The sequence below is a fragment of the Phaeobacter sp. LSS9 genome (assembly GCF_003443595.1).
GTDB lineage: Bacteria > Pseudomonadota > Alphaproteobacteria > Rhodobacterales > Rhodobacteraceae > Phaeobacter > Phaeobacter piscinae.
This window is the reverse complement of record NZ_CP031959.1, coordinates 17,151-43,268: the sequence shown is the minus strand read 5'-3', so window position 1 is coordinate 43,268 and position 26,118 is coordinate 17,151. Positions and strand designations below refer to the sequence as shown.

Sequence of the window (26,118 nt, the reverse complement as noted above, 5' to 3'; positions counted from 1 at the left end):
GAGATCAGCCTTTCACGGCGCCAGCAGCAATGCCGCGCACAAATAGTTTGCCAGAGACGAGGTAGATCACCAGCGGCACCAATCCGGTAAGAAGGGTTGCGGCCATGTTGACGTTATATTCCTTCACCCCCTGGACGGAGTTGACGATATTGTTGAGCTGCACCGTCATCGGATAGGTTTCGGGCTTGGTATAGATCACGCCAAACAGGAAATCGTTCCAGATTCCGGTGACTTGCAGGATCATGGCCACGACGAAGATCGGGATCGACATAGGCACCATGACCCGCAGATAGATGCCCCAGAACCCGGCGCCATCCACCCGCGCCGCCTTGAACAGCTCCTCCGGCAGGGAGGCAAAATAGTTGCGGAACAACAGTGTCAGGATCGGCATGCCAAAGATTGAATGGACCAGCACCAGCCCCCACAGCGATCCCATCAGCTTCAGCTCGCGCAGGATGATCACAATCGGATAAAGCATGGTCTGATAAGGAATGAAGGCGCCGATGATCAGGATGGTGAAAAACGTCTCCGACCCTTTGAACCGCCAGTTTGCGAGCGCGTAGCCATTGACGCTGGCGATGGCGATGGACAGCGCCACCGACGGCACCAGGATCTTGATCGAATTGCCAAATCCCCGGCTCAGCCCGTCGCAATTGATGCCGGTGCAGGCCTCCGACCAGGCCTTGACCCAGGGCTGAAACGTGATCTCGACCGGCGGCGAAAAGATATTGCCGAGCCGGATTTCGGGCATCCCCTTGAGCGAGGTCACCACCATCACGTAGAGCGGCAGCAGATAGTAGAGCGCGATCAGCAGCAGCGTTCCATAAAGCATGACATTTCGCCGCGAAACCTTCGCCTTTGGCTTGGTGCCGCGCGGGCCGTCCAGAATACGGACCGGGGTGGCCTTCGGGGTTTGTGGGGACAGATCAACCACGTTTCTTTCCTCCGAATTCCAGATAGGCCCAGGGCACTAGGATGATGATCACCGACAGCAGCATCATGGTGGAGGCGGCAAAGCCCTGACCCAGGTTCTGGGCCTCAAACATGTAGTTGATTACGTATTTCGCAGGCACCTCGGATGAGATGCCGGGACCGCCATTGGTCTGGGCCACCACCAGATCGTAAAGCTTGATAATGCCGCTGGCTATGATCACCAGCGCGGTGACAAACACCGGGCGCATCATCGGGATGATCACCCGGACATAGGTTTTGGTCACGCCGATCCCGTCAACGCGGGCGGCCTTCCAGATGTCCTCATCAATGCCGCGCAGCCCCGCCAGCATGATCACCATGACAAAGCCGCTGCCCTGCCACAGCCCGGCGATCAGCACGCCGAAAATCACCGTTTCCGGGTTGTTCAGCGGATCAAAGGCAAAGCTCTCCCAACCCCAGCTGCGCACCACATTCTGAATGCCGAAATCCGGGTTCAGGATCCATTGCCAGGCCAATCCGGTCACCACAAAAGACAACGCAAACGGGTAGAGAAAGATGGTGCGAAACGCGCCCTCAAAGCGGATCTTGCGATCCAGCAGAGCCGCCAGGGTGAAACCGATCGCCATGGTCAGCACCAGCGAGCAGAGGCCATAGATCAGCAGGTTTTCGACCGAGATCAGCCAACGATTGCTTGACCAGAGCCGCTCATATTGATCGAAACCGACGAATTTCCACTTCGGCAGCAGCCGCGATTTGGTGAAGGAATGCGCAACCGTCCAGGCGGTGCCGCCCATGAACACCACCAGCGCGGTGAGGATCATCGGCACCGAGGCGATTTTTGCATTGAGATTGCGCAGCACGCGGGGCGGGCGCGGCCGGGTCGCGCGGCTGTGTCCGCTGCGGCCGGTTGGAGGGGCTAGTGTCATGATATGTCTCGTTCTGGATCAGCGCGCCGGTCAGGGCAGGCGGCAACGCCAACCGGGGCGCTGATCAAGGCGCGCCCCGGCTGAAATGCGGCTCAATCAGCGTCCGCGATAATCTCGGCATAGCGCGCCTGCGCATCCGCCGCCGCCATGTCAGAGGCCCAGAATTCCGCCATCAGATCCTGAATCTGCGCCTGGGTATCGGCGGAAAACGCCTGATCCATGCTGGGCAGAACATTGCCATCGGCCAGAATCGCGAGGCCCTTTTTCATGCAGTCATTGGCTGCTGACAGATCGACATCTCCGCGCACCGGCAGGGAGCCCTTGGTCAGGTTGAAATCGACCTGAACCTCCTTGGAGATCAGCACCGACGCCATATCCATCTGCGCCTGTTTGACCCCGGCATCCTCAATCACCGGGAAGTAAAACGCATCACCGCTGGTGTCGATGATCTGGTTCAGCCCCATGCCGGGCAGGCAGCTGTAATCCTGTCCGGCCACCTGTTCGGCAAGGGTGAATTCCCCCTGCGCCCAATCGCCCATGATCTGCCCGCCGGCCTTGCCGGTGATGACCATATTGGTGGCCAGGTTCCAGTCCTGCACATTGCTGTCGCGCGCCAGTTCGCGGGCGTCGACCACCGCATCAAAAACCTTGGCATATTGCGGCCCGGCGGCGACCTCGGCGTTGCGTTCCAGCGAGACCTTGCGCCAGCTGTCCTGATCGACCAGCCCGACAGTCAGCGCGCCAAAGGCGATCCGCTGCTGCCAGCCCTGCTGTCCCATGGCCAGCGGCACGATACCCGCCTCGGCCAGCTTTGGCGCGGCGGCGACAAATTCATACCAATCCTGCGGCACGCTCATCCCCGCCTTGTCAAAGGCGTCATGGCTGAGCCAGAGCCACTGCGTGGAATGGATATTGACTGGCACACAGTAGATGCGCCCCTCGTAGGTGCAGCTGTCCAGCAGCGACGGCGGGTTGACGATATCGCGCCAGCCTTCCTTTTCCGCCAGTTCGGTGAGGTCGGTCATCAGCCCCGCCTCGATCAGCTCCTCGGCCTGACGACCATGGGTGAGCTGCGTTGCCGCCATCGGATCACCGCCCAGAATACGGCTGATAATGATCGGACGCGCAGTGGTACCAGATCCGGCGATGGCACCATCAACCCAGTTATGTGCGGTCTGATCATTGACCGCATCGGCAAATTTCGTAACCGCCGCAGCCTCCCCGCCCGAGGTCCACCAATGGGTCACCTCCAGATCAGCCGAGTGCGCGATGGTGGCGCTAACACTAAAGGCTGTCGTCATCAGCATAGATGTCAATTTCACGATTTATCCTCCCTGACTAAATCGTTATAGATCGACTTATAACGATTTAGATTGACCTCGCAAGATGTTTTCTGCAACACGAAGAACAGGACGTGGGGTCGCGGGTCTGATAGAGATCCCAAACCACGATATGAGCAATGCGAGGCGCCAATGGCCAAATCTACCCCCCCAAGCGACGGTCTGCCCCGCGATGGCAAGAAGCCGACGCTTAAAACCATCGCCAAGGCCAGCGGCATGGCCGTGCCCACGGTTTCGCGGGCGCTGTCCGATGCGCCCGATATCAGCGAAGCGACCAAGAAGAAGGTGCGCGAAATCGCCGATGCGCTTGGCTATGTGCCAAATCGCGCGGGCGTGCGGCTGCGCACCGGGCGCACCAATGTCATCAGTCTGGTGATGTCGGCAGAACGCGAGATGATGACCCAGACCGCCCGGTTGCTGACCTCGCTGGGGCTGGCGTTGCGCGAAACCCAGTATCACCTCAATGTCTCACCGGTGTTTCCCGACGACGATCCGCTGCGCGCAGTGCGCTACATCGTGGAGAATCAGACTGCCGATTGCGTGATCTTCAATCAGGTCGAACCGGAGGATAAGCGCGCGGAATATCTGATTGAGCGGAAGTTCCCATTTGCCACCCACGGACGCACCAAATGGGCCGATCAGCACCCCTATTATGACTTCGACAATTTCGCCTTTTCCGAATTGTCGCTTGCCGAACTGGCGGCGCGGGGGCGCAGGAATATAGTGCTGCTGGCGCCGCCTCTGGCGCAGAACTATGCCAACGATATGGTGAACGGCGCCCGCCACGCCGCCAAGGCGCTGGGGATCCAGCTGCACGTGGCCCGTCAGGTCCAGAGCAACGGTCTATATAAGGATCTGCGCAACTGGGCAGCGCAGAAACACCGCGAAGATCCAACAATCGACGGCTTTCTCTGCGCCTCCACCAACGCCACCATGTCCGTGGTCGCGGGCATGGAAAGCTGTGGCTGCACCGTCGGGCAGGAGTTTGACGTGGTCGCCAAGGAGGGGCTGCACATGCTGAAATTCGTGCGCCCCGAAATCATTGTCGTGCAGGAAGATATCGAAGCCACCGGCGTCTTCCTCGCCAAGGCAGCCCTTCAGGCGATCAAATCGCCGGAGCTGCCACCACAGCAGTTTCTGGAAGTACCAACCGAATTTGTCACCTGGGAATAACCCAGACCCGAGGGAGAGCAGACGTGACCACGCAGATCAAAGGCCCGGCCCTGTTCCTGGCGCAATTCGCCGGGGATGAGGCGCCGTTCAATTCACTGGAGACGATCACAAAATGGGCCGCCGGCCTTGGCTATCGGGGGGTGCAGATCCCCACCTTCGACAGCCGCCTCTTTGATCTGGACCGCGCCGCCGAAAGCCAGACCTACTGCGACGAGGTGACGGGGATTTGCGCCGATGCGGGCGTGGAGATCACCGAACTGTCGACCCATCTTCAGGGCCAGCTGGTGGCGGTGAACCCGGCCTATGATCTCGCGCTGGATGCTTTTGCCCCGGACCATTGCCGCGGAAATCCCGCCAAGCGGCAGGCTTGGGCGGTGGATCAGATGCACAAGGCCGCCACCGCCAGCCAGCGACTGGGGCTAACGCATACGGTCAGCTTTACCGGCGCGCTCGCCTTTCCCTATCTTTACCCCTGGCCGCAGCGCCCGGAGGGGCTGATTGAGGAGGCCTTCGCCGAGCTGGGCCGGCGCTGGACGCCGATCCTTAACCACTATGCCGACTGCGGGCAGGATATCGGATTTGAACTCCACCCCGGCGAGGATGTCTTTGACGGGGCGACGTTTGAAATGTTTGTGGACGCCTGCGGCGGGCACGCGGCGGCGATGATCAACTACGATCCCAGCCATTTCCTGCTGCAACAGCTGGACTACCTCGCCTTCATCGACCTCTATCATGACCGGATCAACGCCTTTCATGTGAAGGACGCTGAGTTCAATCCCGACGGGCGGCAGGGGGTCTATTCCGGCTATCAGAACTGGACCAACCGCGCCGGTCGCTTCCGATCACTGGGCGACGGGCAGGTTGATTTTTCAGCGATTTTTTCCAAGCTGACCCAATATGGCTATGACAGTTGGGCGGTATTGGAATGGGAATGCTGCCTCAAATCACCCGCACAGGGCGCCGCCGAGGGCGCGCCCTTCATCAAACGCCACCTGATTGAGGTCACCGATAAGGCCTTTGACGATTTTGCCGGGGGTGAGCGCGACACTGACACAATCCGGGAGATGCTGGGACTATGACGACAGAGCGTAAGGCACGCCTCAAACTGGGCATGGTCGGGGGTGGCCAGGGGGCCTTCATCGGGGCGGTGCACCGGATCGCCGCGCGGATGGACGACCGCTTTCAGCTGGTCGCCGGGGCGCTGTCCTCCGATCCCGCACGCGCCGCTGCCAGCGCCGCCGAACTGGGGATTGCCCCGGATCGCAGCTATGCCAGCTTTGAGGAGATGGCCCGGGCCGAGGCCGCCCGCGAGGATGGCATTGACGCGGTGGCAATCGTCACGCCCAACCATCTGCACGCCGGGCCCAGCATCGCCTTTCTCAATGCAGGCATTCATGTGATCTGCGACAAACCCCTTGCCGCCAGCGCGGCGGAGGCCGAGGCGATGAAACAGGCCGCCGCAACCAGCCGCGCGCGGTTTTTTCTGACCCATAACTACACCGGCTATCCGCTGCTGCGGCAGGCCCGTGCCATGGTTGCGCGCGGCGATCTGGGGCGGATCCGGCTGGTGCAGGCAGAATATGCGCAGGACTGGCTGACCGACGTGATCGAACAGGAGGGTCACAAACAGGCCGCCTGGCGCACCGACCCCGCACAATCCGGCGCCGGGGCGATTGGCGATATCGGCACCCATGCCTTCAATCTCGCTTGTTTTGTCAGCGGACTGGCGCCACAGGCGCTCTCGGCTGAGCTGCACAGTTTCGGGCCCGGACGTCAGGTTGATGACAACGCCCATATCCTGCTGCGCTATGCTGAGGGCGCGCGCGGTATGCTCTGGGCCAGCCAGATCGCGGTCGGCTGTGAAAACGACCTGCGCCTGCGCATCTATGGCGACAAGGGCGGTCTGGAGTGGGAGCATCAGGACCCCAATCAGATGCGCTTCACCCGCTTTGGGGAACCCAAACAGATCCTGACCCGCGGCGGCGCTGGTGTTGGTCCGGACTGGACCCGCGTTCCGCCTGGTCACCCGGAGGGATATCTGGAAGGCTTTGCAACGCTTTACACCGATATCGCCGAGGTGATCGAGACCGGCATCGACAATCCGATGCTGCCCGGTCTTCAGGCGGGGCTGGACGGGATGTGGTTCATCTCTGCCGCGCAGACCTCCTCTGCCGACGGCGGAGCCTGGATCCCCCGATAACCCCCACGGCTCACCTGATCCGACCAACCTGAGAAACCGCCATCCAAGGGGGACATCTCCTTGGACCCCGCGCCTGCGCGCGCCCGGCGCCATGTCATCCCCCCATTTGCTCCAACCCGAGGTTTTTTCCATGAATTTTGCTCCCACCGACCTGACCCACAGCTATATAGATGGCCGCTGGACGCCCGTTACCGGCACCCGGCGCAGCCCTGTCATCAACCCCGCCACCGAGACCCCGGTGGCCATGTTGCATCACGCCGGTCCTGCGGATGTGGAGGCCGCCGTGGCAGCGGCGAAGCGCGCCCATCTGGCAGAAGCACTGGGTAGCAAGGACAACCGGATCGCCCTGCTGGAACGGATCAGAGCCGGTTTCGGCAGCCGCCGGGACGACCTCGCGCAGGCGATCTCGCTGGAGATGGGCGCGCCGATTGATCTGGCCCGCACTGCGCAGGCTGAAACCTTCCTGATCCAGCTGGATGCCACCCTTGATGCCCTGCGTGGATTTGACTTTGCCGAGACGCTGCACAACGGCGATCATCTGATCCGCCAGCCCACCGGCGTTGCCGGGCTGATCACCCCGTGGAACTGGCCGATCCACCAGATCAGCCTCAAGGTTTTTGCAGCCCTCGCAGCGGGCTGTCCTGTCGTGTTGAAACCCAGCGAGCATACACCGCTTAACGCCCGCATCTTTGCCGAGATTCTGGACGCCGCCGACCTGCCGCCCGGTGCCTTCAACCTGCTCAACGGCGATGGGGCCTCGGTCGGGGCGCAGCTCACCGATCATCCCGATGTGGCGGTGATGTCCTTCACCGGTTCCACCCGCGCCGGGCTTGAGATCGGCGCCAGCGCGGTCCGCCGTGGGGCTCGCTGCGCGCTGGAAATGGGCGGCAAATCCCCCTGTCTGGTGTTCGAGGATGCCGATCTGGATCAGGCAATGGAGAAAACCCTGGCCAAGACCTTTCCCAACTCCGGGCAGAACTGCAACGCGCCAACCCGCATCCTGATTGAGGCCAGCGCCTATCCCGCCGCCAAAGAGGCCGCACAGCGCGCCGCCGCCATCTGGACGCTGGGCGATCCCGCCCGGCCCGGCGATCACCTCGGGCCGGTCGCCAATGGCCGGCAGTTCGACCATATCCAGACGCTGTTGCACAGCGCGATTGCCGCCGGGGCCACAGTGCTTTGCGGTGGGACGGGGCGCCCCGACGACAGGGAGACCGGCTATTTCGTCAAACCCACGATCCTTGCGGATGTGGCGCGCAAGGCCGAGGTTGTGCAGCAGGAGATCTTTGGCCCGGTGATCGTGCTGCAACCGTTTGAGGACCTCAACGACGCCATCGCCATGGCCAATGACAGTGAATTCGGGCTGGCCGGCTATGTCTATTCCAACACCCCCGCCATCCAGTCCGCGGTGATCCGGCGGCTGGACTGCGGCATGGTCTTCGTCAACGGCGCCGACCTCGCCCCCGGCAGCCCCTTCGGCGGTACCAAAAAATCCGGCATCGGCCGCGAGGGCGGCCCCTATGGCATTGAGGAATTTCTGGAACTGAAACTGGTCGCCCGCCCCGCATAAAGGTGGGGGGGCCGTGATGCAGTATTATACTGTAATGCGGATTATGTAAAAATATCGCGGCAGCACCTATGTCCACCGACTGACGGGATCAACGTCTCCGTTGCTCGTCTCACAGACATAGGCGCTGCCGCTGGACGAGATCTGACCGCAGAGTTTGAGACGCACCCAGCGGCCTGAGTTTTTCGGCGCAATCAGAGAATTTCAGCAGGACACTGCCACGATTGAAGCGATCCTGTTCGGACTCTATATCACCCCCAGGGTAACCCTGCTCGGTGTGCTTGTGCGGCGGATCATGGTGCGCATCACCACCGTTGCTCTGCCATTGCCAGCCGGTCGGGCGCCTCAAGCAGCCGGATCATCCCGTGACCTAGCCGGGCCGCCAAAGCTGGTCATGTGGCGCTGCCCCGTGACAGCCCAACACGCAGGCGCTAGCATCAGATCAACTGCATAACCGGAGACACCGATGGCCGCCCCTCCTCTGCTCAGAAATCGCAATTATCGCCTGTTGTTCACGGCCGGGGCGCTGACCAATCTGGGGGATGGGTTCATCCTGTTGGCGCTGCCCTGGCTGGCCACGCTGATGACCCGTGATCCGGTGGCCATTGCCGCTGTAGCCGCTGCCGGGCGGCTGCCGTGGTTGTTCTTTGCGCTGCCTGCCGGGGTGATTGCGGATATGACCGACCGGCGCAAGCTGATCGCCCGCGCCGATCTGTTGCGCGCGGTGATCGTGCTGGCGATCCTGATGCTGGCCCTTAGCGAGCCGGTGCCGGGGGCGATCTGGGCGCTGGCCGGGCTGGCCTTTGTCTTGGGGGCGGCGGAGGTGATCCGCGACAATGCGGCCCAGACAATTCTCCCCGATATTGTTGCCGCCACCGATCTTGAGGCGGCGAATGGCCAGATGTGGACCGCCGAGCAACTGACCGGCCAGTTCATCGGCCCGCCTCTGGCAGGTCTGCTGATTGCCGCCGGCATTGCCATCCCCTTCGGGCTTGATGTGGTGGCGCTGGTGCTGGCGGCGGGCTTTGTCTGGCTGATCAGCCTGTCACCCCGTGCCCCGGTCCAGCAAGGATTTCGCAAGGCGCTGATGCAGGGCATCCGCTTCATGCGCAGTGACACCCTGCTGTTGCGTCTGGCGATCGTGCTGGGCATCGCCAATTTCCTCGCCACTGCAACCATCACCGTTCAGGTACTCTTTGCGCAGGAGGTGCTCGGCCTCAGCGCGACCGAATACGGGTTTGTCCTGTCGGTTGCCGCGCTGGGGGCCGTAACCGGCAGCCTGATTGCGCCGCGCCTCAGTCGTCTGATCGGGGTGCAGCCCTGTCTTTATCTGTCGATTGCAGGCTGGGCGGTCGGCTATGCGCTGATCGGGATCAGCAGCAGCGGTGTTGTCATGGCGCTGGCGATGTTTGGCGTGATGACGGCGGCCATGGTCTGGAATGTGATCACTGTGTCCTGGCGGCAGCGCCGCATCCCCTCCGAGCTGCTGGGCCGGGTCAACAGTATCTACCGCTGCTTTGGCTGGGGATCGATGCCTCTGGGCGCGTTGGCCGGTGGCACAGTGGTGGCGGTGCTGGAAACCGATCTGGGCCGCGATCTTGCCCTGCGGATGCCATTCCTGATCGCCGCAGGCTGCTGCCTGCTGTTGCTGATCTACGCCACCCTCCGGCTGCGACTGGACTGACGCGGCCAAACAGCCGCCGCGCGGCTGTCTGTTCCTGTGCATAAGGTCTGTACGACAAGATGGCCGCAGTGGTTCTCCGCCACGGCCATCGGTGTCCTTAGGCGACGCCCAGATCCTCGGCTGGGCCGAAAAACTCAAAATGGATCCGATCCATATCGACATGCGCCGCCCGCAGCCCTGCGATGGCCATCGCCATAAAGCCTTTGGGACCGCAGATGTAGTAATCGGACATCGCCGTATTGGTATTGGCCGCCAGCCAGTCCGGGGTGATCCGCCCCTCGACATCGTAGCGCGCCGCCGCTCGGTCTGCGTCACTCGGCGTTTCAAGGAAGATCACACTGCGCTTGGCCAAGGATTTGCTGAGCCCCTCCATCGCCAGATTGTCACCATCCACCGCCGCATGCAGGTAGGTGGCGCTGCGATCATTGGCCGCCAGTGTTTCCAGCATGGCGACCATCGGCGTCAGCCCGACACCGGCAGACAGCAACACCACTTCGCCCTCTGGTCGGTCCTTCAGCACAAAATCCCCCGCCGGGGCGGCCACTCGCAGCACGGTACCCTCGGTCGTCATCTCATGCAGCCAGCCACTGATCACACCACCCGGCTCTCGCTTGACGGAGATCCGGTAGTATTCGCCATTGGGCGCGCAGGAGATCGAATAGTTGCGCCGCGCCTTGCCGGTGTCCGGGTGATCAAAATCAAAGGCCAGATACTGTCCCGGTTGATGCCGCAGAACCGGCCCGCCATCCACCGGGCGCAACACGAAAGATTTGACCGAGGCGCTTTCGCGTACAACCCCGGTGATCGCAAATTCGCGCCAGCCCTCCCAACCGCCTTCGGCATTGGCGATATCATCATACATCTTGCGCTCTGCCTCGATCAGCAGGTTTGCCAGGAACCAATAGGCCTCGCCCCAAGCCTCCAGCACCTCTTGGCTTGCGGCCTGCCCCAGCACCGCCTCGATTGCGCCCAGCAGTGCGGTGGCCACATGGGTGTAGTGTTCAGGCTTGATCTGCAGGCTGACATGTTTGTTGACGATCCGCTCCACCACGCTGCTCAGCGCGCCCAGATTGTCGATATTGCGGGCATAGCCCAGGATCGCGTTGGCCAGCGCCGCATGCTGGCTGGAGTCACCCTGCTGGTGCGACTGGTTGAACAGCGCCCGGATGTCCTCATCCGCCATCAGGCGGGTATACATCTCCGCCACGATGGCGCCGCCGTGGGCCTCCAATGCGGGAACGGTTGCGGTCACAATCGCCTTGCTCTGCTCTGACAGGGGCTGTGCCATTGGTCTGGTCCTTCTCTGCATTTGCCAAATCCGGGACGTCCGGGCGGCTTTAAAACATTCATTTCAAGTGAATGTATATTTGTGCTATACAAACATTCAACCAGAATGAATATTAAACCCCCGCAGACCCCGCCATCCGGAACCGAAAATGAAGCTCAATCTGAAAACAGACTATGCCCTCAGGCTCCTTATTTTATTGGCTACACGGCCCGATCAGCAGTTTGAAATTGAGACATTGAGCCGCATGCACCAGCTGCCTGCCAGCTCGGTCATGAAGATCATCAGCGAGCTGGTCCGTCACGGCTATGTCCATAGCATTCGCGGCCGCTCCGGCGGGGTCCAAATCGGTCGGAAGCCGTCGGAGATTCGCGTCGGGGACGTTGTTCAAGCCATGAACGAACCGATGGAGATCGTCGATTGCAGCAGCTGCCTTCTGGTCGGAAACTGCCGTCTGAAGGGAGTCCTGTGCGAGGCAGCGCAAGCGTTTACCGATGTGTTGATGACCTATCATCTCAGTGACCTGATCGCCGCCCCTGCCCCGGTACTGACCACGCTTTTGGACGGCGGTGACCGCGCCGATCCGACGCCTCAGGCGTGACGTCTATGCTGGGAAAGACCACGTGGATCGCGCGTCATCAGATCGCAACCCCCTGCGCCGCCGCCTTCGCGATGTCCGCCAGACCGGGTTGGCCCTCTGGACCGATCAGAACAAACTTGCCGCCCTTACCATTCCAGCTGATGAAATCAAACCCGCGCAGGGTCCGGGCGGCAAAGGCCTCCCCCTGCGGGGTGTCGCCCGCCTGTAGGCACAGCGCAATGACAGTGCCATCGGCCCCCCGATACATCAGCTGCCCGACCGGCGCACCATTGGCCACCAGCAAGCGACCGCCTTCAAAGGTCAGTCCAAAAGCTGACAGATCCGGTATGGCAAAGGTGACCTCAACCGTCTTGGTCAACCAGCGCCGCAGATGATCTGCCTCAGCGGCGGGCACCTCCACCAGATGCCGCGTCTCCTGCGCGTAGATCGCATGATAATCAGCAATATCCGACAGCCAGCCTGCCGCAGCCGACTGCGTGGGTGTCATCACCACAGGTGCGGCGATGTCCTTCAACCAGTAGCCCCCGATCCCGCCAAGAACAAAAGCAGCCAATCCAGCCGCAAGACCGGACCGAAGCGGCAAGGCGTATCGCCAGCCCGATGCCAAAGCCGCATCCCTGTCATCCGCCCCTGTCCGCGGCAGAGGTTCCTGAGGCATAGGCAAGGGCGTGGCGCGGATGGACTGCGCCAATGACAGGGGCACCGGATCACGCAAAGCCGCCTCAAATCCGCTTTGCGCCAGCGCATCGGCCTCCAGCAGCGCGTCAAACTCAGCCTGCGCAGCCGCATCCTGCGCCAAGAGCGCCTCAATCTCTGCGGCGGCGTCCGCCGACAGCTCCCCGTCCAGATAGGCGCTGAGTTTTTCCGATAGATCCGTCATAGCTCGGCAACCTCTTGATGAGACAAGCTGGAAATCAACAGTTTGCGGGCGCGGTGGATCCGGCTCATCACCGTTCCGATGGGCACATCCAGCAGCTCCGACACCTCTCGGTAACTGTAGCCTTCGGCACAGACCAGCAGCAAAGGCTGCGCCAGCGCCGGGTCCATATCGGCGATGCGGCTCTGCACCTGTCGCGCTGTCAGAGTGGTCTCGGCAACATCTGAACCGGACGCCCCTGAAACGGCCAGTTCCCTGGCCTCTTCCACCGGAACCACACCGGCCCCCTGTCGCACCCGACGCTTGCGGATCTCGCTGATCCAAAGATTGCGCAACACCCGAAACATCCAGCGATCCAGCGGTTGCGCAGGATCGTACTGCTGCCATTTCTGCAAGGCCAGCGCGCAGGCTTCCTGCAGCAGGTCATCCGCATCCGCACCCGAGCGTGTCAGGCTCAGCGCAAAGCGCCGCAACCGGGGCAGCAGGCCAATCATTTCGGATTTGAATTCGTCAGGGGACATCTGGGCCTGGCTATCGAACAGAAACGAGGAAATCACATTACGGCGTGACGTCCTGTCAAACATAAAGGACTGCCGCGGGCACGACGACAGGTTTCGCCGCACCCGTTGTCATCATGGCCTCAGTGGGCCAGATGCCAGACACCCCCGACACCGTCACCGCTGGTATCACCCGGCGCCTTGTCGCCCTGCCAGAAATATAGCGGCGCGCCATCCTTGGCCCATTGCATCGCGCCATCTTTGCGCTTGATCTTTGTCAGCCCATCCTTTGCACCAGTGCTCTGCCCTACCAGATAAGGCGGCCATTTCACCGCGCAGGTGTCATAGCAGACGGATGTATTCCTCTTGTCCTTGTCGAACGTATAGAGCGACATCCCGTTTTCCGCGAGCAGCGGCTCAGCGGAATGGCCAGCCGCATAGGCATCATCACAGGCCGTCAGGATAAGTCCGGCGGCAACAACAGCAAATAATTTCATCTCAAGCTACTCCTCAGGTTTGACCGGGCTGCCCATGCCGGGCCGCTCACCTAAGGGTTACGTGTCAGGGTCTCAGTTTATTCTCGGCGCCCGTGCTTTTTATTCCGGAATAAAAACCCCGCCCGGCATCAACTGCCGGACGGGGTTGCGTTGTGTCTGCGGCGATCAGTGCAGATCGAAGCGATCGGCGGTCATCACCTTGGTCCAGGCGGCGATGAAATCTTCGACGAATTTCTCGCGGTTGTCGTCCTGGGCATAGACCTCGGCATAGGCGCGCAGGATGGAGTTGGAGCCGAACACCAGATCCACATTGGTGGCGGTCCATTTCACATCGCCGCTCTGCCGGTCGGCCACCTCATAGACCTCATCGCCCGCCGCGCGCCAGACATTGCCCATGTCCAGCAGGTTGACGAAGAAATCGGTGCTCAGCGCGCCTTCGCGGTTGGTGAAAACCCCGTGCTTGCTGCCGTCATGGTTGACGCCCAGCACCCGCAATCCGCCCAGCAACACGGTCATCTCCTGCGCCGTCAGCCCCATCAGATGGGCCCGGTCCAGCATCATCTCCACCGCTGAGGCGGCGAAATCACCCTGCAACCAGTTGCGGAAGGCATCATGCACCGGTTCCAGCACCGCAAAGGAGGCGGCATCCGTCGCCTCGGCGCTGGCATCGCCACGACCGGGGGCAAAGGGCACCTCGCGGGCCACGCCTGCGGCCTCAGCCGCCGCCTCGATCGCCACGGCACCGCCCAGCACGATCACATCGGCAAGGCTGGCGCCGGTCTGCTCGGCAATCACCTCATAGGTTTTCAGCACCCGCTCCAGACGCGCCGGTTCATTGCCGACCCAGTCCTTCTGCGGCGCCAGGCGAATGCGCGCGCCATTGGCGCCACCGCGCAGATCCGAGCCACGGAAGGTGCGCGCACTGTCCCAGGCGGTCGCGATCATCTCAGCCTGCGGCAGACCGCAATCACGCAGCAGCTGCTTGGTCGCGGCCACATCATAGGCTGTGCTGCCCGCAGGCACATTGTCCTGCCAGATCAGATCTTCCTGCGGTGATTCCGGGCCGATGTAACGCTCGCGCGGGCCCATATCGCGGTGCAGCAGCTTGAACCAGGCGCGGGCGAACACATCGGCGAAATAGGCCGGATCCTTGTAGAACCGTTCAGAAATCTTGCGATACTCCGGGTCCTTGATCATCGCCATATCCGCATCGGTCATGATCGGGTTGAGACGGATCGAGGGATCTTCCACATCAACCGGCTTGTCCTCTTCCTTGATGTTCACCGGCTCCCACTGCCAGGCACCCGCCGGGCTTTTCTTCAGCTCCCAGTCATAGGTGAACAGCAGGTAGAAATAGCCGTTGTCCCATTTGGTCGGATTGGTGGTCCAGGCACCTTCGATACCGCTGGACATGGTGTCACGCCCATGGCCGGTGCCGTTGCTGTTGCTCCAGCCAAGCCCCTGTTCAGCCAGACCGCCGCCTTCGGGATCAGCGCCAATCGCGTCGGCGCGGCCATTGCCATGCGCCTTGCCGATGGTGTGACCACCGGCGGTCAACGCGACGGTTTCCTCGTCGTTCATCGCCATGCGTTCGAATGTGATCCGCACATCCTGCGCCGTGCGCAGCGGATCCGGTTCCCCACCAACCCCTTCCGGGTTCACATAGATCAGGCCCATCTGCACCGCCGCCAGCGGATTGGCGAGCGAGTCGCGATCCGCGCCGTCTTCATACCGCCCGGCGGCCAGCCATTCCTTTTCCGCGCCCCAATAGACGTCCTTCTCCGGCGACCAGATATCCTCGCGACCAAAGGAGAACCCATAGGTTGGCAGGCCAACGGATTCATAGGCAATATTGCCCGCCAGCGCGATCAGGTCAGCCCAGGACAGCGCGTTGCCGTATTTCTGCTTGATCGGCCACAACAGGCGGCGCGCCTTGTCCAGGTTGACGTTATCGGGCCAGGAATTCAGCGGTGCAAAGCGCTGGTTGCCGGTGGTCGCCCCACCCCGGCCGTCCGCCGCGCGATAGGTGCCGGCCGAATGCCAGGCCATCCGCACCATCAGGCCGGCATAGGTGCCCCAATCCGCAGGCCACCAGCTCTGGCTGTCGGTCATCAATGCGGTCAAATCGGCCTTAAGCGCCTCAACATCCAGCGATTTCACTGCCTCGCGGTAATCAAACCCCTCTGCCATCGGGTCAGTCATCCGGTCGTGTTGGTGCAGAATGTCGAGGTTCAGCGCATTGGGCCACCAATCCGCCACACCGGCGCTGGTGTTTGTGTTGCTTCCGTGCAGAACCGGGCATTTTCCGCCTGTGTGTCCGTCACCTTGCTGCATGTTGTCTCTCCTGGGTCTTAGGTCATGATGAGCCGGTGGTCCCCCCTTTGCAGAGCGCTGGGACCGGATCTCTCAAGCAAAGGCTAGCAGGGGTGTGTGATTATCAGAAATGATAAATCAGGATTTCTTATATAGAAAATAGCTATCACAGGTCTCGTCCCCGCTGCTGCGGATCACCCTGACACATGCCACCTCAGCCGGGGTGGCACCCTACATGGGCACCGCTTGCCCGCCCCCGTAAAAACGGATTAAAAGCCGCCCCATGATAGACGCACCCTATAACACCAACCTCACATTACGGCAGCTGCGCTTCCTTGTGGCCGTTGCGGATGAGCTGAATTTCTCCCGCGCAGCGGAGAGATGCTATGTCAGCCAGCCCACCCTCAGCGTTGGTCTGCGCGAGCTGGAGGAGCGACTGGGCGTCACCCTGGCAGAGCGCACCAAACGCTCGGTCATCCTGACGCCGGTTGGCGCCCAGATCGCCGAACGCGCCCGCAAGCTGTTGCAGGACAGCCGCGAGATTGAGGAACTGGCCGCCGCCCAGGCCAGCCCGGAGGGCGGCACCCTGCGCATGGGGGCCATCCCTACAATCGGCCCCTTCCTGATCCCGCGCGCCATGCCTGCGCTGAAATCCAGCTTTCCCGATCTGCAACTCTATCTGCGCGAGGAAATGACCGGCCAGCTGCTGGAGGGGGTCCAAAGCGGGCGGTTGGATCTGGCGATCTATGCCGAACCCTATGCGCCCGCCGGGCTGGACACGCTGCACCTGTTTGACGATGGCTACCATCTGGCGGCCCCGCCGACCGATCCCGCACCACCACAGATCCCCGGCGCCACCATTCGCGGCGCGGATCTGGACGGGCGCCAGCTGATGCTGCTAGAGCAGGGGCATTGCCTGCACCGCCACGCGCTCAGCGCCTTTCCCGAACGGGATATTCAACAGGATGAGAGCTTTGCCGCCACCTCGCTCTCCACCCTGATTTCCATGGTGAGCGAGGGGCTGGGCATCACCCTCCTGCCCGATCTGGCCATTGATGCCGGGGTGGCAGCAGGTCAGGACGTGGTGATGACGCCGCTGGCCGATGCCTGCCCGCGCCGGGTCACCCTGGCCTGGCGGCCGACCAGCGTGCGCGCCGATCTGTTCCGCAAAATCGGGGCGGTTCTGCGCACCGCCCGCGGATCGCTCGTGGCCCCTTAGAAACCGGGGTATTCCGTCGCAGCCTGCGCGCCGGATCTTACCCCCGCCGGGCAAAGCCGCTAGCCTGCGCCCGACAGCCACGGCAGCCAATCCCCTGCCCCGCCAACACCCGAGCAACACCCGGTGATCTCATGACCTCAGCCCGTCGTTCCCCGCGCCTCAACCGTCGCCGCGCCCTGCAACTGGGCACCGCCGCCGGGGTGCTGGCCCCGCTTGGCCTCGCTGGGGCGCAGATCACCGCCTCGGCCCAGGCAAAGGCGCGCGCCAGCACCACCCCCACGACCGCCCCCCTGCCCCTACATATCCAACAGGCCCGCTACACCATTGCCGACTCCCCGACGGAGGGGCTGATCTCCACCCGCCCTGATGGCCCGCCGCCGGTCCTTCGCCTCAAACAAGGCCAGCCCTTTGCCGCGCGGGTCACCAATACGCTGCCCGATTACACGGCGATGCACTGGCATGGCATCCGGCTCGACAATGCGATGGACGGGGTGCCTTATCTGACCCAGTTTCCCATCGGCCCGGGAGAGAGCTTTGACTATCACTTCACCCCGATGGACGCGGGCACCTATTGGTATCATCCGCACTGCATGACCATGGATCAGATGGCCATGGGGCTGACCGGCGTGCTGGTGGTGGAAGAGGCGGAAAACCCCGGATTTGACGCCGATGTCGCCCTGAACCTGCGGGATTTTCGCCTGCGCCCCAACGGCGACTGGCTGAAACTCTGGACCGCGCGGGGGGCGGCGCGCTCCGGCACCTTTGGCACCGTGATCACCGCCAATTGGGACAGTGACCCGATCTATGAGGCGCCCACCGGCGGGTTAGTGCGACTACGGCTTGCGGCCACCGATACGGCGCGAATCTACAAACCCTATGTGACGGGCGCCAACGGTCAGGTGATCGCCGCTGATGGTCACCCGCTGCGCGAGGTCATTGACTGGCCCACCGATCAGGCCCCTGCCCTGCTGTCACCCGGCCAACGTCTGGATATCACGCTGCAGATGCCCCGCATTGAGGGCGCCTATGTCGACGTCATGACCGCCTTTCCCGGCGGGCCGCGACGGCTCGCCCGGATCCGTGCCACCGGGACAAACCTTGGTCGCGATCTGGCTGAGCTGCCCGCCTTGCCCGCCAATGATGTGCCGGAACCCGATCTGGCAAATGCACGGGTTGAGGATCTGGTCTTTGGCTGGACGCCCGAAGGCGGCGCACCGCAAAACGGCTACTGCGGTTCGCTGGGCTATACGTTCTGGTCGATCAACCGCAAACCCTGGCCCGGCGATGCCGCCAATCCGGAGACCCCCGGTGCCGGCCCGCTGGCGGTGTTCAATCGCGGCGAAAGCGTCATTTTGCGACTGCGCAATGAAAGCCCGAACGCCCATCCGATCCACCTGCATGGTCTGGTGTTCCGCCCGCTGCGCTCCAACAAGCGGACGCTGCCGTCGAACTGGACCGACACCGCGCTGCTGCTGAAGGACGAAATCATTGAGGTCGCGCTGGTCGCCGACAATCCCGGCGACTGGGCGTTCCATTGCCATGTGATCGAACATCAGAAAACCGGGCTGGCGGGCTATATCCGGGTGCTGGCCTGATTGGCCCTGTCAGCCGTCCTCCAGATAGGGGGACAGCAGCGCCCGCACCGGAACCCGCGCGCCAAGTCGGCCCGCCAGCAACACCATTCCCGCCAGCTTGCGCTGGATGAACAGCACATCCATTGGCACCGCCGGGGGCACCATGCCCTCTTCCGCCAGGGCCATGCCTTCCGCCTGCATTTGCTGCAACAGGCTGGGATCGGCGAAATCATAACTCTCAGCCGTGCGCAGCACGTCAAACACCTGCGTGATCATCGCCAATACGCGCCGCTGATGGTCCGCGCGCATCGCCCCCTCATCCGCCATCCCATCCGGTGCGACCAGCCCCAGATCCGCAGCGGCTGCGGTCAGCGCGGCCGCATCGCCACGCATCCCGGCGCGCAACAGCGCACGGTATTGCGCCACCACCTGCGGCGCGAGCGGGCGCGTGGCGCCGAAATCCAGCAGGACGATGCGACCCGTCTCCGCATCAAAGAGATAGTTGGCGAAATTCGGATCGCTCTGCATCAGGGCAAACTCAAACAGCTCCCGCAGCATCAGCGCCATCAGATCCCGCATCAACCGATCGCGCATCTCCTGCGGGGCGGTCTGCGCGTCTTCCACAGGGCGCCCGCTGGCATAGGACATGGCCAGAACCGCGTCGGTGGACCAGTCGGGATAGAACTCCGGCACCTGAAACTGCGGCTGATCCTTCAGCTGCGCGGCGAAGTCTGCCAGATAGCGCCCTTCTCGGTCGTAATTGACCTCCTCATGCAGCTGCCGCCGCGCTTCCTCAAGATAGGGGGCGATGTCAAATCCCCGTGGCACCAACCGTGAGGCCCGCAGCAAACTGCCGAGATTGGCGACATCACTGTCGATGCTGCGCGCAACACCGGGGTATTGCACCTTGATCGCCATCTCGCGTCCGTCGCGCAGCTGCGCGCGGTGGACCTGCCCGATCGAGGCTGCCGCCATCGGGCGCACATCGAACCGCGAGAACTGACGCCGCCAGCCCTCACCCCAGGCCGCATCCAACACCTGACGCAGCTGTTTTGGCGGCATGAAATCTGCCTCCGCCCGCAGCCGGGACAGGATCTGCGACAGCTCCTGCGGCAGCAGCGCCCCGCTCTCCATCGACATCAGCTGACCCAGCTTCATCGCCGCGCCGCGCATCCGCGCCAGTTCCGCCGTCAGACGGCGGGCGTTGGCTGGTGTCAGCAGCAGATCGCGCAGCTGTGGGCGTTGCCCCTGCGACAGCGCCTGCACCCCGCCAACCATGGCGCTGCCCGCAACCTGCGCGGCCAACCCGCCCATCCGCGCCAACCGGGAAACACGCCCACTGGGCACGGCCACCGCGCGGGCCTCTGTGGTGGCGGGTTGTTTGGTCACGGGCTGGATTTCATCTGGCCCGATGTAATCTGACTCGGTCTCATCTGGTGAAGAGGTCATCGTCCTGCGGCCCTTGTTCCTGAACGCGGTGGGCGGGGGCTGCCCGCTGCCGCCGTGCACGACCTAAGGCGCGGGCTGCGCAGGTCAATGCAACCGCCACCGCCGGTCTAGCCGTCAAATGCCTCCGGTTCCAGCTCCTGCCAGAAGGCGATGATCGCCCCGGCATTCAGCGCCGAACGCCAGCCGTGCTGGCGGAAATGCTCGCGGTCCAGATCGCGGTCCAGCCCCGACAGGAACAGCCGCTTGTCGGCATCGCGCTGGGTCGGGTTTCGCCGCGAAACCAATGTTTCGACGATATCCAGATGCCGGGCGCGATCACGGCGGGCGGCGGCGCGCGCGTCAAAGGCGGCGGCCTCGGCTGCGGCGTCGGCGTCACGGCGCGCCTGCGCCTCACGAATGCGGACCTCTTCCTCCGCTGAAACCGGCGGCGTCACTGCGCCCTCCGGCGACAGGCTATAATCGCCGTCAATCGCCGCGCGCAGATAGCCCAGCGGTGATTTCACCGCCCCCTGCCCCGCCACATAGTCCAGCTTCTGCTGCACATAGTCGGCCCCATGTTCGGTGATCCATTGCCGCGCCAGCCGGTCAGAGACCCCCTGCCCGCGCAGTGCCTTATAGACCGGTTGCTGGCGCAACCCCTCGCTGTCGTCGATCTGGAACATCGCCATCTGGGGGTTCTCGCGGATCAGAAAGCGGATTTCGCTGACCGCGCGGCCCTTCTTGCGGGTCTGCGGTTCGATAATGATGTCGGAGGATTTATTGACCTCGGCCACCGCCGGTTTGATGATCTTGGCATTGAGATGTTTGAAACTCTCATAATAGGCGGAGCCATCCACCCCCATCAGCTTGCGAAAGATGTCCAGCCCCCACCAGCCGGTGGAGCCAGTGCGCACAAACCGGTAGCAATTCTCATAGAGCGCCAGCCCGTGGCCGGAACTGAAGTTGCGCTGAATCTTGACGTTGATCAGGGCAAAGATTTTCGGGTCATGCAGTTTCTTGGCCAGCTCCGGCGAATAGGCGTATTCGCAGACACCGTTTTTCAGCTTGGCAAAGCTGAGCAACGAAGAGACGCCCCATTCCTGATGGCCCTGCTCATCCAGCATATCCCATTCCGCGACGGTCTCCGCCAGCGCCCGCAGGCTGGCGCGCAGGCTGTCGATATCGTTGGAATTATACCCCACCATCATCGCCAAAGTGCGCGCGTCGATGGTATGGCTGCGCGCGGAGGTCAGCGTGTCATAGGCGTTGAGCAGCAGCACGTTTGACAGCTTGCGCTGCAGCAGTGTCAGCTTGCCACTGATATGGATTGCAGCCACGTTTTTTTTCACCGTTTCGCGGGTCAACGCGCCGGTCAGCCGCTCTTCGTCAAAGCTGGGCTCTGCCATGGAATCACTGCCTGTCATCATCGCTCTCTTTTGCGCCATACCCTGCCACAAAAGGAACCCATGCGACAACCGCGCACGGGTTCCTTTTACTGAGCGGCACCAGTCTGCATCCGAACTGGCCTTCGCGGCGGGCGCCGTCTAAAAGGTACCCGTTCACGGGACGCCCGCTGATTGAGGCGGCCAACTTGCGAATCGCGGCACCGGCCCAGCATCGCATGATTCCGCCGGGTGTTGCGCCACAGAGGCACAGAGCGCGCGCCCAGTGCGCACCACATATTTTGCCCGATCAGTGTCAAAAATAGCGCATCAGGCTCTGTATCACGGCCCTATAGCGGTCTATCATGGGGCGTCATCAGGGTGGTTTGCGCGGCAGGACGGGCCCAATCGACAAAGATCACTATCCTGAGAATCGGCGCCTTTTGCCCCGCGTTCAGGCCCCTTTTATCCTGCTGATGGGTCCCTTTGATCCTGCATCTGGGTGCCCTTGAACCCGGAACCGGGTCCCCAAACTGAAGTAAGTGACTGTAATCAGGTAAGTAATCCATATCAAAGACTCTAAAGATTCTAAAAAATATAAACGTTTAGCTGTGATCTATTTTTGAGTTTTTGAGGGAAAACAGGAACGTTTCGCCGCGAAACCTCTCTTTGCGCGGATAAGGCACCCGGAAAAATCCCCGTGATGGGTCCATACCACCTATGCAGCACCGGAGATGTTCCCTATTCTCTGGCATATAAGCGAAAACAGAAAACACGCGCATAGACCCAGCATAAATTATGCACAGAGATCGAGCAGCTTCATGACCTCTCCCACCTTGCCTCCCTATTTCAATCTGGACCCAGAACAGGCCGCCGCCAAGCTGCCGGATCCGATCCAGACCACCCGTTTTGCCAAGGCGGCTGCCATGTGCAGCAAGGGCCGCGAAGATCTGGCCCGGCGCGGCTATGCCCCCGATGGCGAAAAGCGGCTGCGTAAATTTTCCACCTGGGAGATCACCCGCTATCTGATCCCGGTGGCGCCGCAGCATCTGCGCCGGGTGTTGAAGAACCATCCCGACCTGCCGCAGGGCGAGGGCGAAGGCGGCTCCAAGTGGTTCACGCTGGAGGAGGTTCTGGCGCTGCGACAGCATTTCGCCTCCGAAGGGATCTCAACCAAGGAATACCTGCCCTACCGTCCCAAAGGCGTGCCCGCCAAGGTAACGGCAGTCGCCAACTTCAAAGGTGGCGTCGGCAAAACCTCCACTGCCGCGCATCTGGCGATGTCCGCCGCGCTGGATGGTTACAAGGTGCTGGTGATCGATCTGGATTCCCAAGGCTCGATGACCTCCATCCTTGGCGGCACGGTGGAGGATGAATGGTCCACCGTCTTTCCGCTGATCGCCAAGGACTATGCCAAATCGGTGGTGGCGGAAAACGCCGTGCGCGCCGCCGCCGGGGAGCCGGAACTGCCGCTGGATGAAACATTGAATGAGGCCCTGCGGGTTTCGTCGCGAAACGTCATTCAGAAAACCCATTGGTCGAACATTGATCTGATCGGTGCGCAGCTGAACCTCTATTGGGCGGAATTTCAGATCCCGGTCTGGCGGATGGGGCTGCGCAGCTGGCCGCTGTGGGATGCGCTGAGCAACTTCCTTGAGCAGGAGGGCATTCTGGATGACTACGATATCGTCTTCCTCGACACGCCCCCGGCGCTTGGCTATCTGACCATCAACGCGCTGGCGGCGGCGGATATTCTGCTGGTGCCGCTGGGGGCGTCGTTTCTGGAGTTCGACTCCACTGGGCGGTTTTTCGATATGCTCTATTCCACTTTTGCCTCCATCGAGGAGGGGGAGAATATGGCACAGCGCGCGGCCGGTTTGCCGGAAATTAAATTTGAATGGGATGTAGTAAGGGCGCTGATCACGCGCTTTGACGCCAGTCAGCAGACGGATATGGCGAATGTGATCCAGGCCTATTTCGGAGATTTCATGAACGCCTACCGTCAGGATGTCACCGCCCTTGTTGGGCAGGCGGGAGAACAGGTGAATGGGATCTACGAAGCAGACTATCGCGACTTCAACCGCGATACCTATGTCCGCGGTCGCGAAACCTTTGATCGGACCTATGCGGAATTCAAAGAGCTGCTCATCGGCAGCTGGTGGCGCGACACCCAGATGGAAGAGGCGGAGTAACATGGCAAAACGCAGACGGCTGAGCGCCCCCGACGCATCCGAGATCGAAGCCATCGAGGAGGGCTTCGCGACGAAACCCGGCATCAATCCTTTTGATCCGGCGCCCGGTGGTGTCGCGGCCAGCGCGCCCCCCATCGCCAAAGTCTCGGCTGAGGCGGCGCAGTTGCACGGCATGGCATCGGTGGCGGACCGGGTGGAAATGGCCCGTGACAAGGCGGACGCCGAACGCTGGCGCGCCGCCGAGGATGCGGGCGAAACGGTGCTGCGCATCCCGCTGGCGGAGATTGACCGTGACTATCTGCGCCGGGACCGGATGCAGATCGACGAGGAGGAACTGGACGAGCTGACCGCGTCGATCCGCACCCATGGCTTGCGCAGCCCGGTTGAGGTGATCGCGCTGGAGGAGGGCTACGGTCTGGTCTCCGGCTTCCGCCGTCTGGAGGCCTATGCGCGGCTGAACCGAAGCGAGGACGGCTTTGCCACGATCCCGGCCTTCCTGCGGCGCGGGGCTGACAGTGCTGGCGCCTATGTGGCGATGATCGAAGAAAACGAACTGCGCGCCAATCTGACGCCCTATGAACGCGGGCGCATCGCGGTGCTGGTGGCGGGGCAGGGGGTGTTTGCCTCGGTCGAGGCGGCGGTGGACGCGCTGTTCGGCGCGGCTTCCAAGGCGAAACGCTCCAAGGTGCGCAGCTTTGCCGCCGTGCATGAGGGGCTGGGCGATCTGTTGCGCTATCCCAATGCGCTGTCGGAGAAGGCCGGGCTGAAACTGGCGGCGGCGCTGCGGTCGGGCGGGCAGGGGGCCTTGCGCTCTGCTCTGGCCGGCGCGGATCCGGCGGATGAGCGGGCCGAGTGGCGGTTGCTGGAGGCGGTCCTGGCAGATGCGGGGCCGACACCTGAGGTTAAACCCCGTGGCGGACGCCCGCGTCAGGTCACCCGTCTGGCAGCGCGAAAGCTGCCGTCGGGTGGTGATCTGTCGGCTGAAGTGGCCCCCACGGCGGTGCGAATTGATCTCAAAGGGCGCAGCCTTGACCCCGATCAGGTGGAGGCGCTGCTGGCCCTGATCGAGGATCAGCTGGGCTAACAGCTGCGGGCGGGTCAGGTCGTGGGCTGCGGATGCGGGGACACACGTATAAGCATATCGTGCCCCATCAGGCCCAGACCATGCCCGCCCCGATTGACTTGGGCCCGCACGCGCCACAGGGGGGGGGCGCCGGTCCAGATCTCCACCGAAAAACAAACAGAACACAGCGGCAGAACAGCCGCGCGCCATTTTCTGGCGGATCCACGGCAGGCGCATCAGCCGCCCTGGTCCCGATCAAAAAAAAATCAGCACGCCGGGAACCATTATGACGCTGGTCGAGTTATCCCACCAGTAACAGCAAGCATTACGCTGACAGCACAAGAGGATGAAAACAATGAAAAATCTGCTTCTCTCTACCGCAATTGCCCTGACTCCTGCGACCGCCGTTCTGGCGGATGGTCACGGCGATATGTTCCGCGCTGAGGCTGATCCGATGGCCATTCATGCCTCCGAATTCATCGGTATGCGCGTCTACCGTGCCGAGAACGGTCAGGATGCAACCGAATATGCCGGTGTGCAGAAAGACTGGGATGACATCGGTGAAATCAACGATGTGGTGCTGAACCGCGACGGCACCGTGGACTCCGTTCTGGTTGATATCGGCGGCTTCCTTGGCATGGGCGAAAATCAGGTCGCCGTGGATATGAAATCGGTGAAATTTGTCGCCGACAGCTCCACCGCCGAAGATCTGAGTGACTTCTTCCTGGTGATGGATGCCTCCACCGAGGCGCTGAAAGAGGCACCGACCTACGACTGGACCCGCCAGGTGAACGCGGATGTCGAGGAGATGAAGCAGGAAACAGCGGCTGCCGCTGGCGAGATCAAGGATGATGCCGACGCCTTGGCCACGGATGCCGAGCAGACAGCTGAAAATGCCGTCGACGCGGCCAAGGATCCGTTCACCCGTGATGGTTTCGTGGCGGCATCCATGACCGATCTGACCAGCGAGCAGCTGACCGGTGCGCCGCTCTATGACAGCAAGGATGAGTGGATCGGCGAGGTGTCGCAGATCAATCTGACCAGCGATGGCAAGGTGAAGTCGATTGTGGCTGATATCGGCGGCTTCCTGGGGCTGGGTGAAAAACCGGTTGAGCTGGAGCTGAGCAAGATGGACATTCTGCGCGCCGATGACGGTGACGACCTGCGCGCCTATGTCTCTATGAGCAAGGAAGAGCTGGAGCAGCTGCCCGATTATGAGCAGTAATCCCATCTTCTGACACGTATCTGCGGAAAACCTGCTGCGGATCACACCGAGGGGCGCGGAGCATCGGCTTCGCGCCCCAAGTCGTGGAAAAGTTCCCCCGCCGCGCCGTTTTTGCGCTGTTTAATGTTTAAACTTGTATCTG

Annotated in this window: 21 protein-coding genes; 11 read left to right on the top strand and 10 right to left on the bottom strand. The window is 62.2% G+C overall.

Annotation, left to right across the window (positions count from 1 at the left end):
• Positions 1-4 precede the first annotated feature (4 nt).
• The 3 genes from D1820_RS18685 to D1820_RS18675 all read right to left on the bottom strand — a co-directional run bounded on the left by D1820_RS18685 (position 5) and on the right by D1820_RS18675 (position 3,181).
• The gene (locus D1820_RS18685) at positions 5-934 is read right to left on the bottom strand and encodes a carbohydrate ABC transporter permease (RefSeq protein WP_040171888.1); all 930 of its coding nucleotides are present in this window, start codon (positions 932-934) and stop codon (positions 5-7) included.
• Positions 927-1,859, bottom strand: coding sequence for a carbohydrate ABC transporter permease (locus D1820_RS18680; RefSeq protein ID WP_118070725.1), 933 nt, complete (start codon positions 1,857-1,859; stop codon positions 927-929). Before D1820_RS18680 ends, D1820_RS18685 begins: the two co-directional genes overlap by 8 nt.
• A gap of 92 nt (positions 1,860-1,951) precedes the next feature.
• Positions 1,952-3,181: an ABC transporter substrate-binding protein gene (locus D1820_RS18675; RefSeq protein WP_205521421.1), complete on the bottom strand. Its 1,230-nt coding sequence runs from the start codon at positions 3,179-3,181 to the stop codon at positions 1,952-1,954.
• 150 nt (positions 3,182-3,331) lie between these two features.
• Here D1820_RS18675 and D1820_RS18670 point away from each other — a divergent pair, with 150 nt between their 5' ends.
• The 5 genes from D1820_RS18670 (at position 3,332) to D1820_RS18650 (ending at position 9,823) form a co-directional block, all read left to right on the top strand.
• Complete coding sequence (locus D1820_RS18670) at positions 3,332-4,372, top strand: LacI family transcriptional regulator (protein WP_096790608.1); 1,041 nt, start codon at positions 3,332-3,334, stop codon at positions 4,370-4,372.
• A gap of 23 nt (positions 4,373-4,395) precedes the next feature.
• The gene (locus D1820_RS18665) at positions 4,396-5,451 is read left to right on the top strand and encodes a sugar phosphate isomerase/epimerase (RefSeq protein WP_118070721.1); all 1,056 of its coding nucleotides are present in this window, start codon (positions 4,396-4,398) and stop codon (positions 5,449-5,451) included.
• A complete protein-coding gene (locus D1820_RS18660; protein WP_118070719.1) occupies positions 5,448-6,572 on the top strand; it encodes a Gfo/Idh/MocA family protein in 1,125 nt (374 codons plus the stop codon). The genes D1820_RS18665 and D1820_RS18660 overlap by 4 nt, the downstream gene beginning before the upstream one ends.
• A 130-nt stretch (positions 6,573-6,702) precedes the next feature.
• The gene (locus D1820_RS18655) at positions 6,703-8,142 is read left to right on the top strand and encodes an aldehyde dehydrogenase family protein (protein ID WP_118070717.1); all 1,440 of its coding nucleotides are present in this window, start codon (positions 6,703-6,705) and stop codon (positions 8,140-8,142) included.
• A gap of 463 nt (positions 8,143-8,605) precedes the next feature.
• Positions 8,606-9,823 carry an MFS transporter gene (locus D1820_RS18650; protein ID WP_118070715.1) on the top strand — a complete coding sequence of 406 codons (1,218 nt, stop codon included), beginning with the start codon at positions 8,606-8,608 and terminating at the stop codon, positions 9,821-9,823.
• Positions 9,824-9,920: 97 nt separating this feature from the next.
• Here the strand turns inward: D1820_RS18650 and hmpA are convergent, their stop codons facing one another.
• Complete coding sequence (gene hmpA / locus D1820_RS18645) at positions 9,921-11,111, bottom strand: NO-inducible flavohemoprotein (protein WP_118070713.1); 1,191 nt, start codon at positions 11,109-11,111, stop codon at positions 9,921-9,923.
• 148 nt (positions 11,112-11,259) lie between these two features.
• On the opposite strand from hmpA, the gene D1820_RS18640 reads away from it, so the two are divergent.
• A complete protein-coding gene (locus D1820_RS18640) occupies positions 11,260-11,709 on the top strand; it encodes an Rrf2 family transcriptional regulator (RefSeq protein WP_118070711.1) in 450 nt (149 codons plus the stop codon).
• Positions 11,710-11,746: 37 nt separating this feature from the next.
• Here the strand turns inward: D1820_RS18640 and D1820_RS18635 are convergent, their stop codons facing one another.
• The 4 genes from D1820_RS18635 to katG all read right to left on the bottom strand — a co-directional run bounded on the left by D1820_RS18635 (position 11,747) and on the right by katG (position 15,914).
• Entirely contained in the window at positions 11,747-12,589 is an 843-nt protein-coding gene (locus tag D1820_RS18635; RefSeq protein ID WP_118070709.1) for a zf-HC2 domain-containing protein, read from the bottom strand.
• On the bottom strand, positions 12,586-13,170 hold the full coding sequence (locus D1820_RS18630) for an RNA polymerase sigma factor (RefSeq protein ID WP_254683422.1): 585 nt from the start codon (positions 13,168-13,170) through the stop codon (positions 12,586-12,588). Before D1820_RS18630 ends, D1820_RS18635 begins: the two co-directional genes overlap by 4 nt.
• A gap of 56 nt (positions 13,171-13,226) precedes the next feature.
• Positions 13,227-13,580 carry a hypothetical protein gene (locus tag D1820_RS18625; RefSeq protein WP_118070707.1) on the bottom strand — a complete coding sequence of 118 codons (354 nt, stop codon included), beginning with the start codon at positions 13,578-13,580 and terminating at the stop codon, positions 13,227-13,229.
• Between the two features lie 165 nt (positions 13,581-13,745).
• Positions 13,746-15,914 (bottom strand): catalase/peroxidase HPI, encoded by a 2,169-nt coding sequence (katG, locus tag D1820_RS18620; protein WP_118070705.1) that lies wholly within the window; start codon positions 15,912-15,914, stop codon positions 13,746-13,748.
• 262 nt (positions 15,915-16,176) lie between these two features.
• Here katG and D1820_RS18615 point away from each other — a divergent pair, with 262 nt between their 5' ends.
• Both D1820_RS18615 and D1820_RS18610 read left to right on the top strand, forming a co-directional pair.
• Positions 16,177-17,112 carry a hydrogen peroxide-inducible genes activator gene (locus D1820_RS18615; protein ID WP_118070703.1) on the top strand — a complete coding sequence of 312 codons (936 nt, stop codon included), beginning with the start codon at positions 16,177-16,179 and terminating at the stop codon, positions 17,110-17,112.
• Positions 17,113-17,243: 131 nt separating this feature from the next.
• Entirely contained in the window at positions 17,244-18,707 is a 1,464-nt protein-coding gene (locus D1820_RS18610) for a multicopper oxidase family protein (RefSeq protein ID WP_118070701.1), read from the top strand.
• A gap of 9 nt (positions 18,708-18,716) precedes the next feature.
• Here D1820_RS18610 and D1820_RS18605 read toward each other — a convergent pair whose 3' ends face one another.
• Together D1820_RS18605 and D1820_RS18600 are read right to left on the bottom strand one after the other, a co-directional pair.
• The gene (locus tag D1820_RS18605; RefSeq protein WP_118070700.1) at positions 18,717-20,135 is read right to left on the bottom strand and encodes an AarF/ABC1/UbiB kinase family protein; all 1,419 of its coding nucleotides are present in this window, start codon (positions 20,133-20,135) and stop codon (positions 18,717-18,719) included.
• 107 nt (positions 20,136-20,242) lie between these two features.
• A complete protein-coding gene (locus tag D1820_RS18600; protein ID WP_118070764.1) occupies positions 20,243-21,520 on the bottom strand; it encodes a replication initiation protein in 1,278 nt (425 codons plus the stop codon).
• Positions 21,521-22,317: 797 nt separating this feature from the next.
• On the opposite strand from D1820_RS18600, the gene D1820_RS18595 reads away from it, so the two are divergent.
• The 3 genes from D1820_RS18595 to D1820_RS18585 all read left to right on the top strand — a co-directional run bounded on the left by D1820_RS18595 (position 22,318) and on the right by D1820_RS18585 (position 25,976).
• Positions 22,318-23,688: an AAA family ATPase gene (locus tag D1820_RS18595; RefSeq protein WP_014876591.1), complete on the top strand. Its 1,371-nt coding sequence runs from the start codon at positions 22,318-22,320 to the stop codon at positions 23,686-23,688.
• A 1-nt stretch (position 23,689) separates the two neighbouring features.
• Positions 23,690-24,772, top strand: a complete 1,083-nt coding sequence (locus D1820_RS18590; protein ID WP_118070698.1) for a ParB N-terminal domain-containing protein — start codon at positions 23,690-23,692, stop codon at positions 24,770-24,772.
• A gap of 334 nt (positions 24,773-25,106) precedes the next feature.
• Positions 25,107-25,976 (top strand): PRC-barrel domain-containing protein, encoded by an 870-nt coding sequence (locus D1820_RS18585; protein ID WP_118070696.1) that lies wholly within the window; start codon positions 25,107-25,109, stop codon positions 25,974-25,976.
• Positions 25,977-26,118 lie beyond the last annotated feature (142 nt).

Excerpts from the sequence above, each read along its gene's own strand:
- D1820_RS18680 (WP_118070725.1), bottom strand. The coding sequence starts at position 1,859 with ATGACACTAGCCCCTCCAACCGGCCGCAGCGGACACAGCCGCGCGACC.
- D1820_RS18670 (WP_096790608.1), top strand. The coding sequence starts at position 3,332 with ATGGCCAAATCTACCCCCCCAAGCGACGGTCTGCCCCGCGATGGCAAG.
- D1820_RS18660 (WP_118070719.1), top strand. The coding sequence starts at position 5,448 with ATGACGACAGAGCGTAAGGCACGCCTCAAACTGGGCATGGTCGGGGGT.
- D1820_RS18655 (WP_118070717.1), top strand. The coding sequence starts at position 6,703 with ATGAATTTTGCTCCCACCGACCTGACCCACAGCTATATAGATGGCCGC.
- D1820_RS18650 (WP_118070715.1), top strand. The coding sequence starts at position 8,606 with ATGGCCGCCCCTCCTCTGCTCAGAAATCGCAATTATCGCCTGTTGTTC.
- hmpA (WP_118070713.1), bottom strand. The coding sequence starts at position 11,111 with ATGGCACAGCCCCTGTCAGAGCAGAGCAAGGCGATTGTGACCGCAACC.
- D1820_RS18640 (WP_118070711.1), top strand. The coding sequence starts at position 11,260 with ATGAAGCTCAATCTGAAAACAGACTATGCCCTCAGGCTCCTTATTTTA.
- D1820_RS18635 (WP_118070709.1), bottom strand. The coding sequence starts at position 12,589 with ATGACGGATCTATCGGAAAAACTCAGCGCCTATCTGGACGGGGAGCTG.
- D1820_RS18630 (WP_254683422.1), bottom strand. The coding sequence starts at position 13,170 with ATGTTTGACAGGACGTCACGCCGTAATGTGATTTCCTCGTTTCTGTTC.
- D1820_RS18625 (WP_118070707.1), bottom strand. The coding sequence starts at position 13,580 with ATGAAATTATTTGCTGTTGTTGCCGCCGGACTTATCCTGACGGCCTGT.
- katG (WP_118070705.1), bottom strand. The coding sequence starts at position 15,914 with ATGCAGCAAGGTGACGGACACACAGGCGGAAAATGCCCGGTTCTGCAC.
- D1820_RS18615 (WP_118070703.1), top strand. The coding sequence starts at position 16,177 with ATGATAGACGCACCCTATAACACCAACCTCACATTACGGCAGCTGCGC.
- D1820_RS18610 (WP_118070701.1), top strand. The coding sequence starts at position 17,244 with ATGACCTCAGCCCGTCGTTCCCCGCGCCTCAACCGTCGCCGCGCCCTG.
- D1820_RS18605 (WP_118070700.1), bottom strand. The coding sequence starts at position 20,135 with ATGACCTCTTCACCAGATGAGACCGAGTCAGATTACATCGGGCCAGAT.
- D1820_RS18600 (WP_118070764.1), bottom strand. The coding sequence starts at position 21,520 with ATGGCAGAGCCCAGCTTTGACGAAGAGCGGCTGACCGGCGCGTTGACC.
- D1820_RS18595 (WP_014876591.1), top strand. The coding sequence starts at position 22,318 with ATGACCTCTCCCACCTTGCCTCCCTATTTCAATCTGGACCCAGAACAG.
- D1820_RS18590 (WP_118070698.1), top strand. The coding sequence starts at position 23,690 with ATGGCAAAACGCAGACGGCTGAGCGCCCCCGACGCATCCGAGATCGAA.
- D1820_RS18585 (WP_118070696.1), top strand. The coding sequence starts at position 25,107 with ATGAAAAATCTGCTTCTCTCTACCGCAATTGCCCTGACTCCTGCGACC.